Genomic DNA, 14,403 nt, shown 5'->3' on the forward strand with positions numbered 1-14,403 from the left:
GCGAGGCCATAGTGGGTAAAATCGTAGCAATTGCCAACCAGAAGGGCGGCGTAGGAAAAACAACAACTTGCATTAATTTGGCAGCATCAATGGCGGCAACAAAACGCAAGATATTGGTTGTTGACCTCGATCCTCAAGGTAATGCCACTATGGCGAGCGGTGTCGACAAGTATCAAGTTGAAGCAACTGCTTACGATTTGCTGGTTGAAGACACCCCATTTGATGAGGTAGTTTGCCGAAGTACATCTGGCAACTATGACCTCATCGCCGCAAACGGTGATGTGACTGCGGCAGAAATCAAGTTAATGGAAGTATTTGCTCGTGAAGTTCGTTTAAAAAACGCACTCGAATCCATTCGCGACAACTATGATTTCATCTTTATTGATTGCCCACCTTCATTAAACCTTCTTACAATCAACGCGATGGCTGCGGCCGATTCCGTATTGGTTCCTATGCAATGTGAATATTTTGCTTTGGAAGGTTTGACTGCGTTGATGGATACCATCAGTAAGCTGGCTGCGGTAGTAAACGAGAACCTGAAGATCGAAGGTCTTCTTCGTACAATGTATGATCCTCGTAACCGCTTATCGAATGAAGTCTCTGATCAACTCAAAAAACACTTCGGTAGCAAAGTTTACCGAACTGTGATCCCTCGAAATGTACGTTTGGCAGAAGCGCCGAGTCATGGCAAGCCAGCAATGTACTACGACAAATATTCCGCAGGTGCTAAGGCATATCTTGCTCTTGCAGGCGAAATGTTGCGTCGTGAAGAAGTCCCAGTATAGGTCTAACCAAAGGAATTCGCTCAATGTCTAAGCGTGGTTTAGGAAAAGGGTTAGATGCATTGCTTGCAACTAGCTCATTGGCTCGTGAAAAACAACAAGTTGCTTCTCATAGTCAGGCTTTGTCTGCAGAAGGCGAGTTCACAGAGATTGCTATTGGTAGCTTGAAGCCAGGTGTATATCAACCGCGTAAGGATATGGCGCCAGAAGCGCTAGAAGAGCTGGCCGCATCTATTCAATCTCAAGGTATTATTCAACCTATTGTCGTGCGTCCTTTAGCGTATGGACAATATGAGATTATTGCTGGTGAGCGCCGTTGGAGAGCTGCGCGTCAAGCTGGCTTAAAACAGGTGCCGTGCTTGGTCAAGAAGGTTGAAGACAAAGCTGCGATTGCGATGGCATTGATTGAAAACATTCAGCGTGAAGACTTGAATGTTATCGAAGAAGCACAAGCGCTAGAGCGCTTACAGAACGAATTCGAGCTGACACATCAACAAGTCGCTGAAGTGATCGGTAAATCGAGAGCAACGGTTAGTAACTTATTACGTCTAAATCAGCTAGAAAATGAAGTAAAAGGTTTAGTTTCCAATAAACAACTGGAAATGGGTCATGCTCGAGCATTGCTTGCGCTTGAAGGCGATACCCAGATTGAAGCAGCAAACACTGCGGCAACCAAAAAAATGACCGTGCGTCAAACTGAGCAGCTTGTCAAAAAGTGCTTAAAACCAGACGTTGAACCAGAATCGAAGCCTGAAGACACAGAAGCTATCGAACTTTCACGAAGACTCACGGAAAAATTGCAAGCAAACGTTTCAGTTACTCGTTCTGTTAGCGGTAAGTCAAAAGTGACAATTACTCTTGATGAGCCTCACAAATTAGAGCAACTTATTGCTAAACTAGAGTACTAAATGAGATAATTGATTTAGGTCAATTATGTAATAAACAAGTAATTTCGTACAAAAGTTGTCGGTTTGTATGCAAAAATGTAAATGATTGCTGCATTGTGATTGCAATCAATTTGGCTGAACGTATAATTTTCGCCAATTTCTCAGCACGCTTTGAAGCGAGTGGTAAAGTGGGCTTAAAGAGGAACGAATACATGGTAGCGGCGTTAGCAAGACCAGGACGAGTGCTTGCAAAGCAAATGTTATTGATCGAGCTTAGCGCGGTTATATTAGTGGCGATAGGGTTAGGTTTAGCTGTTAATCCTGATTGGGGTTTTGCTGCATTAATCGGTGGCGGTATTTTTGTCATCGCGAATGTAGTTTTTTGTGTGTGTGCTTTCCTATTTTGTGGAGCTCGCGCAACTAAGTTAGTTGCGGCGTCGTTCTATGCTGGTGAAGTGCTCAAAATCTTAATCACAGTTTTACTATTCTCTATTGTCTACATGTATATGCAGGTGGAATTAATTCCCCTCAAACTGACCTATTTACTGGTTCTAGGTATTAATATCTTTGCGCCAGTGCTTTTCATTAACAATAAAAAATAGGATGAGTTATGGCTGCGCCAACAGCATCCGGATACATTGAACACCATTTACAAAACCTTTCTTTAGCTAAGTTTGGTCTTGTAGAGGAGACAAGTTTCTGGAACGTACATATAGACAGTCTGTTTTTTTCTGTGCTGACAGGGGTGTTATTCCTTTGGGTTTTTCGCTCAGTCGCTAAGAAAGCAACAGTAGGTGTACCTGGTAAGCTTCAGTGTTTTGTTGAAATGGTAGTGGAATTCGTTGGCGACAACGTTAAAGAAACTTTCCATGGCCGCAATCCTCTGGTAGCTCCATTAGCACTGACTATATTCTGCTGGATTATCATTATGAACTTGATGGACTTAGTGCCTATCGATTTCTTACCATATCCTGCAGAGCATTGGCTAGGTATCCCTTACTTGAAAGTGGTTCCTACAGCTGATGTAAATATAACAATGGCAATGGCTTTAGGTGTTTTTGCTCTGATGATCTACTACAGCATCAAAGTGAAAGGCTTGGGCGGATTTGCTAAAGAATTGGCACTGCATCCATTTAATCACCCAATCATGATTCCATTTAACTTGGTGCTTGAGGTAATTTCGTTATTAGCGAAGCCACTATCTCTAGGTATGCGTTTATTTGGTAATATGTTTGCGGGTGAGGTGGTGTTTATTCTTATCGCGGCAATGCTACCGTGGTACTTACAATGGGTAGGTGCACTACCTTGGGCTATCTTCCATATCTTGGTTATTTTGATTCAAGCGTTTGTTTTCATGATGTTGACAATCGTTTATCTATCAATGGCCCATGAAGATAGTGATCACTAAAAAAATTTTTAAGCTTTATTCTAACTATTAATGTTAATCGGAGAACGTAAATGGAAACTGTACTAAGTTTTTCAGCAATCGCTGTTGCTATCATTGTTGGTCTTTGTGCCGTAGGTACTGCAATTGGTTTTGCTATTCTTGGTGGTAAATTCCTAGAAGGCGCTGCGCGTCAACCTGAAATGGCTCCAATGCTACAAGTTAAGATGTTCATCATCGCTGGTCTACTGGATGCTGTTCCAATGATCGGTATCGTAATCGCACTACTATTCACGTTTGCTAACCCATTTGTAAGTCAGCTAGCAGGCTAATTAACTCTTAATAGTTAATTAAATTTTTGTAGTTGATTCTTAACGAGGAGTAGCTGTTGTGAATATGAACGCAACTCTGTTAGGTCAAGCAATTGCTTTTTCGCTGTTTGTTTGGTTCTGCATGAAATATGTATGGCCACCAATCATGCAAGCAATTGAAGAACGTCAGAAGAAAATTGCTGACGGTCTTGTAGCCGCTGAACGCGCTGCTAAAGACTTGAACCTGGCACAAGCCAACGCTTCTGAGCAAATGAAGGAAGCGAAGCGCACTGCAACTGAGGTTATTGATCAGGCAAACAAACGTAAAGCTCAAATTATTGATGAAGCTCGCGAAGAGGCTCAGGCAGAACGCCAGAAGATCTTAACGCAAGCTGAAGCTGAAATTGAAGCTGAACGCACACGTGCCCGTGATGACCTGCGCAAACAAGTCGCAACTCTGGCTATAGCTGGTGCTGAGAAAATCCTTGAGCGTACAATCGATAAAGATGTACACAATGATCTTCTTAACAACATTACTGCAAAACTTTAAAGCAAGGGGCTGTATATGTCTGATTTGACTACAATCGCACGCCCCTATGCTAAAGCAGCGTTTGACTTTGCGGTAGATAAAGGTGAGCTAGACCAATGGGGTCAAATGCTTACTTTTGCTGCCGAAGTGGCACAAAATGATGATGTTCATAATTTATTAAGCAGTTCAATGACTGCTGAAAAGTTAGCTGAAATATTCATTGTAATTTGTGGCGAACAATTTGATGAATTCGGCCAAAACTTAATTAAAGTGATGGCAGAGAATGGTCGTTTAATGGCCTTTCCTGATGTTTGTAAACAGTTCTTATTGCTTAAACAAGAGCACGAGAAAGAAATCGACGTTGACGTTACTTCAGCGGTTGAACTTTCTGAAGAACAGCGCACAAGCATCATCAGCAAATTGGAACTGCGCCTAGCGCGCAAAGTTCAGCTGAATTGCAGTATAGATGAGACTCTACTTAGTGGAGTTATTATTCGAGCCGGAGACCTAGTCATCGATAACTCAGCGCGCAGTCGTTTAGACCGCCTGAGCGATGCATTGCAGTCTTAATGGGGATTGGAGCATGCAACTTAATTCCACTGAAATTAGCGATCTAATTAAACAACGTATTGAATCTTTCGACGTTGTTAGTGAAGCTCGCAATGAAGGTACTATCGTTTCTGTAAGCGATGGCATCCTTAGCATCCACGGCCTAGCGGACGTGATGCAAGGTGAAATGATCGAACTACCGGGTGGCCGTTACGCGCTAGCACTAAACTTGAACCGTGATTCGGTTGGTGCTGTTGTAATGGGCCCGTATGCTGACCTACAGGAAGGCATGAAAGTTACAGGTACTGGTCGTATTCTTGAAGTACCAGTAGGTCCTGAAATGCTTGGTCGTGTTGTAAACACGCTAGGTGAGCCAATTGATGGTAAAGGTCCTATCGAAGCGAAACTAACTTCGCCTGTAGAAATTATCGCACCAGGTGTAATCGACCGTAAATCGGTAGATCAACCTGTTCAAACTGGTTACAAGTCAGTTGACTCAATGATCCCTATCGGTCGTGGTCAACGTGAACTAGTAATCGGTGACCGTCAGACTGGTAAAACAGCAATGGCGATCGATGCGATTATCAACCAGAAAGACTCTGGTATTTTCTCTATCTACGTAGCTATCGGCCAAAAAGCGTCGACTATTGCTAACGTAGTTCGCAAACTAGAAGAGCACGGCGCACTGGCTAACACTGTTGTTGTTGTTGCATCTGCTTCTGAATCTGCTGCGCTGCAATACCTTGCACCGTATGCTGGTTGTGCGATGGGTGAATACTTCCGTGATCGCGGCGAAGATGCACTGATTGTTTATGATGATCTATCTAAGCAAGCGGTAGCTTACCGTCAAATTTCACTACTACTTAAGCGTCCACCTGGCCGTGAAGCGTTCCCTGGTGATGTTTTCTACCTTCACTCTCGTCTACTAGAGCGTGCTGCTCGTGTAAGCGAAGCATACGTAGAAAAGTTCACTAACGGTGAAGTGACAGGCAAGACTGGTTCTTTAACTGCTCTTCCTATCATCGAAACGCAAGCTGGTGACGTATCTGCATTCGTACCAACGAACGTAATCTCGATTACTGATGGTCAGATCTTCCTACAAACTGAACTATTCAACGCGGGCGTACGTCCAGCTGTTGACCCTGGTATCTCAGTTTCTCGTGTAGGTGGTTCGGCGCAGACTAAAATCATCAAGAAGCTATCTGGCGGTATCCGTACTGCTCTAGCTCAATACCGTGAACTAGCAGCATTTGCACAGTTCTCATCGGATCTTGATGAAGCGACCAAAAAGCAACTAGACCACGGTCAAAAAGTTACAGAACTGATGAAGCAGAAGCAATACGCTCCTATGTCTGTATTTGACCAAGCTCTAGTAATCTTCGCTGCAGAGCGTGGATACCTTCAAGACGTAGAGCTGTCTAAAGTTCTAGATTTTGAAGCTGCTTTACTGTCGTTTGCTCGCGGTCAATACGCTGATCTAGCAACACAGATCGACGCAACGGGTGCTTTCAACAAAGAAATCGAAGCTGAGCTGAAGAAGCTTGTTGACGATTTCAAGGCAACCCAGACCTGGTAATTGGTAGGTGGTCTTAGGGCCACCTCATACCATTAACGGAGAGTAACGATGGCCGGCGCAAAAGAGATACGTAATAAAATCGGTAGTGTTAAAAGCACACAGAAGATTACGAAAGCAATGGAAATGGTAGCAGCTTCGAAAATGCGTCGTTCTCAAGACGCAATGGAAGCTACTCGTCCATATGCAGAAACAATGCGTAAAGTGATCGGTCATTTGGCTAATGGTAGCCTCGAGTATAAGCATCCTTATCTTGAGGAACGTGAAGCCAAACGTGTTGGTTACATCATCGTTTCTACAGACCGTGGTCTTTGTGGTGGTTTGAACATTAACTTGTTCAAAAAAGCTATGAACGACATGAAAGATTGGTCTGAGAAAGGTGCTGATGTAGAGCTTGCAATTGTAGGTTCTAAAGCAACAGCATTTTTCAATAACAGCGGCGCGAAAGTAGCAGCTCAAGTTTCTGGTCTGGGTGATCGCCCAAGCCTTGAAGACTTGATTGGCTCTGTAAGCGTTATGCTGAAGAAATATGATGAAGGTGAATTGGATCGCCTGTTCGTAGTGTTTAACAGATTTGAAAACACTATGGTTCAAGAACCAACGATCGATCAATTACTTCCTTTGCCTAAATCAGACAGCGAAGAAATGAAACGCAGTCATTCTTGGGACTACATTTATGAGCCCGAGCCAAAACCACTACTAGATGCACTATTAGTTCGCTATGTCGAATCTCAAGTGTATCAAGGTGTGGTCGAGAATCTTGCTTGTGAGCAAGCAGCTCGAATGATTGCAATGAAATCAGCAACAGATAACGCTGGTGACATTATTGATGACTTAGAACTTGTGTATAACAAAGCCCGTCAATCGGCGATTACACAAGAACTTTCTGAGATCGTTTCAGGCGCAGCTGCGGTTTAAGCTTAGGTAAAACTAAATAGTTAGAGGATTAACGATGGCTACAGGTAAGATCGTACAGATCATTGGTGCGGTAGTCGACGTAGAGTTCCCACAGGGCGAAGTACCTCGTGTATACGATGCTCTGAATGTTAATGAAGTGAAAGAGCGTCTAGTTCTTGAAGTTCAGCAACAACTTGGCGGTGGCGTAGTACGCGCAATCGTAATGGGTAGCTCTGATGGTTTACGTCGTGGTTTGACAGTTGAAAATACTGGCGCTCCAATCTCGGTACCAGTAGGTACTAAGACACTTGGTCGTATCATGAACGTCCTAGGTGACGCAATTGATGAGTGTGGTGAAATAGGTGCTGAAGAGCATTACGCAATTCACCGTGAAGCTCCAAGCTACGAAGAGCAGTCTAATGAGACTTCTCTTCTAGAAACTGGTGTTAAAGTAATCGACTTGATTTGTCCATTCGCTAAGGGTGGTAAAATCGGTCTATTCGGTGGTGCTGGTGTAGGTAAGACCGTTAACATGATGGAACTTATCAACAACATCGCACTTCAACACTCAGGCCTATCTGTATTTGCAGGTGTAGGTGAGCGTACTCGTGAAGGTAACGATTTCTACTTTGAGATGCAGGAAGCAGGTGTTGTAAACATCGAAAACCCTGAAGAATCAAAAGTAGCGATGGTTTACGGTCAGATGAACGAGCCACCAGGTAACCGTCTACGTGTTGCACTGACTGGTCTAACAATGGCTGAGCGCTTCCGTGACGAAGGTCGTGACGTTCTACTGTTTGTTGATAACATCTACCGTTACACACTAGCAGGTACTGAAGTATCAGCACTTCTAGGTCGTATGCCTTCTGCGGTAGGTTACCAACCTACACTAGCTGAAGAAATGGGTGTTCTGCAAGAGCGTATCACGTCAACTAAAGCTGGTTCTATCACGTCTGTACAGGCGGTATATGTACCTGCGGATGACTTGACTGACCCGTCTCCAGCAACAACGTTCGCTCACTTAGATGCAACGGTAGTACTTAACCGTAATATCGCATCTATGGGTCTATACCCAGCGATCGACCCGCTAGATTCTACTTCACGTCAACTGGATCCATTGGTAGTTGGACAAGAGCACTACGACATCGCTCGTGGCGTTCAGTCTACTCTTCAGCGCTATAAAGAGCTGAAAGATATCATTGCTATCCTAGGTATGGACGAGCTATCTGAAGAAGATAAGCAAGTTGTATCTCGTGCTCGTAAGATTGAGAAGTTCCTAACTCAGCCTTACCACGTAGCGGAAGTATTTACAGGTGACCCAGGCGTTTACGTTCCTCTTAAAGAGACTCTACGTGGCTTCCAAGGTCTTCTATCTGGTGAATACGATGACATTCCAGAGCAAGCGTTCATGTACTGTGGTGCAATTGACGAAGCTATTGAGAATGCTAAGAAGCTATAAGGCTAACTAGGAGGCGATATGGCAGCAATAACCTTTCACCTAGACGTTGTAAGTGCAGAGAAACAAATTTTCTCAGGCCTTGTTGAGACGTTTCAGGTGACCGGTAGTGAGGGTGAGCTTGGTATTTTCCATGGTCACACTCCACTGCTGACCGCTATCAAGCCTGGTATGGTGCGTATTGTTAAGCAGCACGGCCACGAAGAAATTATTTATGTTTCTGGTGGTATGGTAGAAGTTCAACCTGGTACAGCGACTGTACTGGCTGATACGGCTATCCGTGGTGAAGAACTAGACGCAGCAAAGGCGGAAGAAGCTAAACGCAAGGCTGTGGAGAATATCCAAAATCAGCATGGCGATATAGACTTCGCACAAGCGGCCGGTGAACTGGCTAAAGCCATTGCTCAGTTACGAGTTATCGAACTGACAAAACAGCGTCGTTAATCTTTTATAAGATTACTGACTCTGAGATAAAGGCGACCTAAGGGTCGCCTTTTTGCATTTTTGGATTCTCAAAAATGCTTCTTTTACGTATAACTACTGGTTAAATGGTTATTGCGATTTAATTTTTTTGCCAAAAACGGTTACAATATCGGCTTAATAAAAATAATGTTGGATAGGTTTACAATGAAGTTTAGCGCGGTAATTCTCGCAGCGGGTAAAGGCACTCGCATGTATTCAAACACACCAAAGGTTCTGCACACGCTTGCGGGTAAGCCGATGGTTAAACATGTTATTGATACTTGTAACGGCTTAGGCGCTCAAAACATCAACTTGGTTTACGGTCACGGTGGTGATCAGATGAAGGCTACTTTAGCTGAAGAATCGGTAAACTGGGCACTGCAAGCTGAGCAGTTGGGTACTGGCCACGCTGTGGATCAGGCATCTGCACATTTCGCTGATGATGAAAAAGTACTGGTGCTATACGGTGATGTTCCATTGATTTCACCTCAAACCATTGAAAACCTATTAGACGCTCAACCAAACGGTGGCATCGCGCTACTTACGGTCGTGTTAGACAACCCAATGGGCTACGGTCGTATTATTCGTCGTAATGGCCCTGTTGTGGCTATCGTTGAGCAGAAAGATGCAACGGATGAGCAGAAGCTTATCAAAGAGATCAACACTGGCGTTATGGTTGCGACTGGTGGCGATCTGAAGCGTTGGTTGTCTGGCTTAAGCAACGATAACGCACAAGGTGAATACTACCTGACTGACGTTATTGCAGCGGCTCACGATGAAGGTCGTGCTGTAGAAGCTGTACACCCAGTAAGCCCTATTGAAGTTGAAGGCGTGAACGACCGCTCTCAACTGGCTCGTTTAGAACGCGCTTATCAAGCTGAGCAAGCCGACAAACTATTGAAGCAAGGCGTTATGCTACGTGACCCAAGCCGCTTTGATCTACGCGGTGAATTGCAGTGCGGTATGGATGTTGAAATTGATACTAACGTTATCATTGAAGGTAGCGTAAGCATTGGCGACAACGTGGTTATCGGTACAGGTTGTGTATTGAAAGACTGCGAGATCGATGACAACACCATAGTGCGTCCATACAGTGTAATTGAAGGTGCAACGGTCGGTGAAGACTGTACGGTTGGTCCTTTCACTCGTCTACGTCCTGGTGCTGACATGCGTAATAACTCGCACGTTGGTAACTTTGTCGAAATGAAGAATACTCGCCTTGGTGAAGGCTCTAAAGCGAATCACCTAACGTACTTAGGCGATGCTGAAATTGGTCAGCGCGTAAACGTGGGTGCAGGTGCTATCACTTGTAACTATGATGGCGCAAATAAGTTTAAGACCATCATCGGCGATGACGTATTCGTTGGCTCAGATAGTCAATTAATTGCTCCAGTTACGATTGGTAATGGCGCTACCGTTGGTGCTGGCTCTACAGTAACTCGTGATGTTGCTGAAAATGAGTTAGTTATCAGCCGTGCTAAAGAACGTAAGATTGCTGATTGGAAACGTCCAACTAAGAAGTAAGTACTAACGTCCAAAAGATATTCTGATACAAGCCAGTAGCAATGCTACTGGCTGCTTTCATATAAAAAAAGAGCGAGATTACTCGCTCTTTTTTGTTTTCGTTAAACGAGAAACTAGTCTTGCTTATCGTCAGCAACCACTCGAGAGTTATCCGGTGTTGCGAAGTGTTCAGAAAGCTCTTTGTTCGAAACAATATAGCCAACCCACAATGCACCTAAACAAATCACTACCGCGATTCCTGTTGCGCTTAGTGCTTGGCTTGCCATTGCTGCAACCAATGCACTTGCTAGGCCACTAATACTGATTTGCAGGCTGTTTTGTAAGCCAGCCGCTGTCGCAGGGCTCTGTTTCGCGCTTGATAGAGCACGGTTTACTACGATTGGGTAAAGTGCGCCATTCGCTACGGCAATTAGACAGAAAGGTGCGAGTAGAGGCCAGATTGAAGTCAGTTCCCATTGTGATGCAATGAAAATCAGTAATGCGGCAACACTAAACAAACCAATAAGATTTCTTAGTACGACACCATCGCCATACTTCTTCACTGCCTGCTTACCGAAGTAACCACCCGCCATGAATGCAATGGTTTGTGGAATAAAGCTCAAACCGATGTCTTTTGCTTCATAACCCAGTTGAGCCATGATCTCTGGCATACCGGTTAGGTAAGCGAAGAACGCTGCTGACGCTGAAGCAAACATCAACACATTACCCATGTAAGGCTTTGAATGAAGCAGTGCTTTGATATCGGTTTTGATCGACGTTTGTTTTACTTCTGGCGCTTCTTTTGGTTGAGCCATGGTCGTTGCGATCAACAATGCGCCCATTAGCGTCAGTGTGATAAAGATACTGTGCCAACCAAAGCTGTCTGCTAGCAACACACCCAGTTGCGGTGCTAATGCTGGAGATAGCGCTACTAGAGGCATGATAGTCGCAAAAATTTGCTGGCTGCTGCTTTGAGAGTAACGCTTAATAACCATTGCTTGCCAGATTACCGCAGGCGCGCACACACCGATCGCTTGAATGAAGCGCAGCGTTAGTAGGTGCCATACTTCGGTACTGAATGCTAAGCCGAATGAAGCTGCAGTAAAGATAACAAGACCAACCGCTAGCGTATTACGGTGACCATACTTGTCACTCGCCAGACCCCAAAGAAGCTGACCCATTGCCATACCACCAAGGAATACGGTTAGAGACAAAGCAATCTGCTCAGGGCCGGTTGCAAAATCGACTTCCATTGCCTTAAATGCAGGAAGGTACATATCGGTCGCAATAAAGCCAAGCATGGAAAGAACTGCAAGGTAGACCAATTGAAATTTAGAAATATTCATAAGATGCCATTAAACTAAAGGTAGTGATGTTTTTATCATCAAAAAAATTGTTAGATACTCAGGAGTAGAAGCCCCTGTTTATTTATGCTGACATTCTATTTTTCATAGCTGATAAAATAAAACGCTAAAATATGTAGTTATCAATCAAAAAATTTGAAGGCTTATGTTCTCTAAATCCTCGTTAGAAATGCTTGATACCGTTGCTCGCTTGGGCAGCTTTACTGCGGCTGCAGAGCAATTGCACAAAGTACCATCGGCGATCAGCTATGGGGTTAGGCAGGTAGAGCAAGAGCTTGATGTTCTACTTTTCAGACGCTTACCAAGAAAAGTAGAGCTGACGCCTGCTGGGGAGTTGTTTATTGAAGAGGCTCGTCAACTGCTGAGACAGATGGAAGAACTCAGTGCGCAAACTCGCCGAGCTGCGCGTGGTTGGAAGAAAACCTTACGTCTAACCCTTGATAACGTGGTTAAGCTCGACAAGATGAAGCCGATGATTGAAGAGTTTTATCAAACCTTTGAGTTCGCTGAGCTGCAGATCAACATGGAAGTGTTTAACGGCTCTTGGGAAGCCATTGCTCAGGGCAGGGCGGATGTCGTGATTGGCGCCACTTCAGCGATTCCGGTTGGCGGTGATTTTGAAGTAAAGGATATGGGGCGGTTAGATTGGGCATTCGTCATGTCACCCAGTCATCCTTGTGTGCGAGAACAAAACCTCAATGAAGCCTTTGTCAGTCAATATCCAGCGATCTGTTTGGATGATACCTCCAGCGTGCTGCCTAAGCGTCACACTGGCCATTATGCAAGTCAGAGACGTCTTCTATTACCTAACTGGTACAGCGCAATAGAGTGTCTTAAAAATGGTGTAGGGGTGGGTTACATGCCAAGGCATATCGCCGCACCTATTATTGAGCAAGGTTTGCTGGTGGAAAAAATATTGCCTGAGCCAAGCCCGCAGAGTCATTGCTGCTTAGTGTGGCGTAAAGACGACAACCATAAGTTGATCGAGTGGATGGTTAAGTATTTAGGATCGAGTGAACAGCTTCACCAAGATTGGTTGGATCATCGCAAGGCGATCTAATGCTCTCTTTACAAGAAGATCCTTTTCAAGCTTGAGCTGAATCAGCACCAATAAAAAGAGCGAGTAAATACTCGCTCTTTTTTGATTCGGTCGTTAACTCTCAAGACAAGAAGAACTTGTAGGAAGGGTTATCGGTTTCATCTTTGCATTGGTAGCCGAGTTCTTCTAAGTGTGTAGAGAACTGAGCCAAATCGTCATCACCAAGCTCAAAACCACACAGCACACGACCGTAGTCAGCACCATGGTTACGATAGTTGAACAAGCTGATATTCCAGTGAGTCCCTAAGGTATCAAGGAATTTAATCAATGCACCTGGGTATTCAGGAAACTCAAAGCTGTAAAGACGTTCTTTCAATGGCTTCGATGGTTTACCGCCAATCATGTAACGAATGTGCAGCTTTGCCATCTCGTCATCAGACAAGTCGACAACCGCGTAGTCACCCTCACGTAAGTCATTGATGATGTGTTCGAGTTCTTCTTGTCCACCTTGTAGACGTACACCAACGAAGATATTCGCCAGGCTTTCGTCGTTGTGGCGGTAGTTAAACTCAGTCACCGCTCGACCACCAATAATGTTACAGAACTCTAGGAACGCACCTTGTCGCTCTGGAATCGTTACCGCAAGTAGACCTTCTCGCTTCTCACCCAATTCACAACGCTCAGAGACATAACGTAGACCGTGGAAGTTGGTGTTCGCACCAGAAAGTACCGTTGCTAGTTGCTTATTTTGCAGTTGGTTTTGTTCTGCAAACTTCTTCAAGCCAGCCAGAGCAAGTGCTCCTGAAGGCTCAGCAATCGCACGGGTGTCTTCAAAGATGTCCTTTACCGCAGAGCAGATTTCATCGCTAGAGACGGTAATATGACCATCAATGTACTGTTGGCAAAGACGGAATGTCTCTTCACCAATGCGTTTAACCGCAACACCATCAGCAAACATGCTGACCTGATCCAGCACCACAGGTTCACCCGCATCCAGTGCTGCTTTCAAGCAAGCCGAGTCTTCAGGCTCTACCGCAATCACTTTAATCTCTGGCATCAGTTGTTTGATAAGCACTGCAACACCAGCGGCTAAGCCACCACCACCAACCGGCACAAAGATATAATCCATGTGGCCGTTTTGCTGCAGCATCTCCATGCCCATAGTGCCTTGCCCTGCAATCACGAGTGGGTGATCGAAAGGAGGAACAAAGGTGAAGCCATGTTCAGCCGACAGACGTTCCGCTTCCGCTTTCGCTTCATCGAAATTACTGCCGTGTAAAACGACTTTACCGCCAAATCCGCGTACTGCATCGACCTTGATATCCGGTGTCGTTTTTGGCATCACGATCGTGGTTTGAATGCCCAGCTTAGAGCCAGATAGCGCCATACCTTGTGCGTGATTCCCTGCGGACGCTGCGATAACACCGGCTGCTTTCTGTTGTTCAGAAAGGCTTGAAACCATGTTGTAAGCACCGCGCAGCTTAAACGAGTGTACCGGCTGACGGTCTTCTCGTTTTAGCTGAACCTGATTACCGATACGAGCGCTTAAGCGTGGCATATCTTGCAGAGGTGTCACGATTGCCGCTTCGTAAACCGGTGCTCTCAGGATCTGGCGCAGATAATCTGCGCCACTTTGTTTTTTGGGACTGGAGGTGTCATCACTCATA

General features: G+C 44.9%; 15 protein-coding genes. 13 read left to right on the forward strand and 2 right to left on the reverse strand.

Annotated elements, in window-relative coordinates; all coding sequences use genetic code 11:
* Positions 1-11: 11 nt before the first annotated feature.
* The 12 genes from H5300_RS07625 (at position 12) to glmU (ending at position 10,354) form a co-directional block, all read left to right on the forward strand.
* Positions 12-785 (forward strand): ParA family protein, encoded by a 774-nt coding sequence (locus tag H5300_RS07625; RefSeq protein ID WP_017077301.1) that lies wholly within the window; start codon positions 12-14, stop codon positions 783-785.
* A gap of 23 nt (positions 786-808) precedes the next feature.
* On the forward strand, positions 809-1,690 hold the full coding sequence (locus H5300_RS07630; protein ID WP_017081731.1) for a ParB/RepB/Spo0J family partition protein: 882 nt from the start codon (positions 809-811) through the stop codon (positions 1,688-1,690).
* A gap of 191 nt (positions 1,691-1,881) precedes the next feature.
* Positions 1,882-2,271: a F0F1 ATP synthase subunit I gene (locus H5300_RS07635; protein ID WP_004735732.1), complete on the forward strand. Its 390-nt coding sequence runs from the start codon at positions 1,882-1,884 to the stop codon at positions 2,269-2,271.
* Between the two features lie 8 nt (positions 2,272-2,279).
* Complete coding sequence (atpB, locus tag H5300_RS07640) at positions 2,280-3,077, forward strand: F0F1 ATP synthase subunit A (RefSeq protein ID WP_004735733.1); 798 nt, start codon at positions 2,280-2,282, stop codon at positions 3,075-3,077.
* Between the two features lie 50 nt (positions 3,078-3,127).
* Positions 3,128-3,385, forward strand: a complete 258-nt coding sequence (gene atpE / locus H5300_RS07645) for a F0F1 ATP synthase subunit C (protein ID WP_004735734.1) — start codon at positions 3,128-3,130, stop codon at positions 3,383-3,385.
* 58 nt (positions 3,386-3,443) lie between these two features.
* Positions 3,444-3,914, forward strand: coding sequence for a F0F1 ATP synthase subunit B (gene atpF, locus H5300_RS07650; RefSeq protein WP_017077303.1), 471 nt, complete (start codon positions 3,444-3,446; stop codon positions 3,912-3,914).
* Between the two features lie 15 nt (positions 3,915-3,929).
* A complete protein-coding gene (gene atpH / locus H5300_RS07655; RefSeq protein ID WP_004735736.1) occupies positions 3,930-4,463 on the forward strand; it encodes a F0F1 ATP synthase subunit delta in 534 nt (177 codons plus the stop codon).
* 13 nt (positions 4,464-4,476) lie between these two features.
* On the forward strand, positions 4,477-6,018 hold the full coding sequence (gene atpA, locus H5300_RS07660; RefSeq protein WP_004735737.1) for a F0F1 ATP synthase subunit alpha: 1,542 nt from the start codon (positions 4,477-4,479) through the stop codon (positions 6,016-6,018).
* A gap of 48 nt (positions 6,019-6,066) precedes the next feature.
* Positions 6,067-6,933: a F0F1 ATP synthase subunit gamma gene (atpG, locus tag H5300_RS07665; RefSeq protein WP_004735739.1), complete on the forward strand. Its 867-nt coding sequence runs from the start codon at positions 6,067-6,069 to the stop codon at positions 6,931-6,933.
* 34 nt (positions 6,934-6,967) lie between these two features.
* Positions 6,968-8,371: a F0F1 ATP synthase subunit beta gene (gene atpD / locus H5300_RS07670; RefSeq protein WP_004735741.1), complete on the forward strand. Its 1,404-nt coding sequence runs from the start codon at positions 6,968-6,970 to the stop codon at positions 8,369-8,371.
* Between the two features lie 18 nt (positions 8,372-8,389).
* A complete protein-coding gene (locus tag H5300_RS07675) occupies positions 8,390-8,812 on the forward strand; it encodes a F0F1 ATP synthase subunit epsilon (protein WP_004735742.1) in 423 nt (140 codons plus the stop codon).
* A 183-nt stretch (positions 8,813-8,995) separates the two neighbouring features.
* On the forward strand, positions 8,996-10,354 hold the full coding sequence (glmU, locus tag H5300_RS07680) for a bifunctional UDP-N-acetylglucosamine diphosphorylase/glucosamine-1-phosphate N-acetyltransferase GlmU (RefSeq protein WP_004735743.1): 1,359 nt from the start codon (positions 8,996-8,998) through the stop codon (positions 10,352-10,354).
* Positions 10,355-10,467: 113 nt separating this feature from the next.
* On the opposite strand, the gene punC is transcribed toward glmU, so the two are convergent.
* The gene (punC, locus tag H5300_RS07685; RefSeq protein WP_017090728.1) at positions 10,468-11,679 is read right to left on the reverse strand and encodes a purine nucleoside transporter PunC; all 1,212 of its coding nucleotides are present in this window, start codon (positions 11,677-11,679) and stop codon (positions 10,468-10,470) included.
* Positions 11,680-11,842: 163 nt separating this feature from the next.
* On the opposite strand from punC, the gene punR reads away from it, so the two are divergent.
* Complete coding sequence (gene punR / locus H5300_RS07690; RefSeq protein WP_012605101.1) at positions 11,843-12,757, forward strand: DNA-binding transcriptional activator PunR; 915 nt, start codon at positions 11,843-11,845, stop codon at positions 12,755-12,757.
* Between the two features lie 100 nt (positions 12,758-12,857).
* Here punR and ilvA read toward each other — a convergent pair whose 3' ends face one another.
* Positions 12,858-14,402 (reverse strand): threonine ammonia-lyase, biosynthetic, encoded by a 1,545-nt coding sequence (gene ilvA, locus H5300_RS07695; RefSeq protein ID WP_017087280.1) that lies wholly within the window; start codon positions 14,400-14,402, stop codon positions 12,858-12,860.
* Position 14,403 lies beyond the last annotated feature (1 nt).

The sequence above is a fragment of the Vibrio sp. SG41-7 genome (genome assembly GCF_014164465.1).
Classification (GTDB): Bacteria; Pseudomonadota; Gammaproteobacteria; order Enterobacterales; family Vibrionaceae; genus Vibrio; species Vibrio splendidus.

Coding starts and splice junctions, on each gene's coding strand:
- punC (WP_017090728.1), bottom strand. CDS start 11,679: ATGAATATTTCTAAATTTCAATTGGTCTACCTTGCAGTTCTTTCCATG.
- punR (WP_012605101.1), top strand. CDS start 11,843: ATGTTCTCTAAATCCTCGTTAGAAATGCTTGATACCGTTGCTCGCTTG.
- H5300_RS07635 (WP_004735732.1), top strand. CDS start 1,882: ATGGTAGCGGCGTTAGCAAGACCAGGACGAGTGCTTGCAAAGCAAATG.
- H5300_RS07630 (WP_017081731.1), top strand. CDS start 809: ATGTCTAAGCGTGGTTTAGGAAAAGGGTTAGATGCATTGCTTGCAACT.
- atpD (WP_004735741.1), top strand. CDS start 6,968: ATGGCTACAGGTAAGATCGTACAGATCATTGGTGCGGTAGTCGACGTA.
- H5300_RS07675 (WP_004735742.1), top strand. CDS start 8,390: ATGGCAGCAATAACCTTTCACCTAGACGTTGTAAGTGCAGAGAAACAA.
- atpB (WP_004735733.1), top strand. CDS start 2,280: ATGGCTGCGCCAACAGCATCCGGATACATTGAACACCATTTACAAAAC.
- atpH (WP_004735736.1), top strand. CDS start 3,930: ATGTCTGATTTGACTACAATCGCACGCCCCTATGCTAAAGCAGCGTTT.
- glmU (WP_004735743.1), top strand. CDS start 8,996: ATGAAGTTTAGCGCGGTAATTCTCGCAGCGGGTAAAGGCACTCGCATG.
- atpA (WP_004735737.1), top strand. CDS start 4,477: ATGCAACTTAATTCCACTGAAATTAGCGATCTAATTAAACAACGTATT.
- ilvA (WP_017087280.1), bottom strand. CDS start 14,402: ATGAGTGATGACACCTCCAGTCCCAAAAAACAAAGTGGCGCAGATTAT.
- atpG (WP_004735739.1), top strand. CDS start 6,067: ATGGCCGGCGCAAAAGAGATACGTAATAAAATCGGTAGTGTTAAAAGC.
- atpE (WP_004735734.1), top strand. CDS start 3,128: ATGGAAACTGTACTAAGTTTTTCAGCAATCGCTGTTGCTATCATTGTT.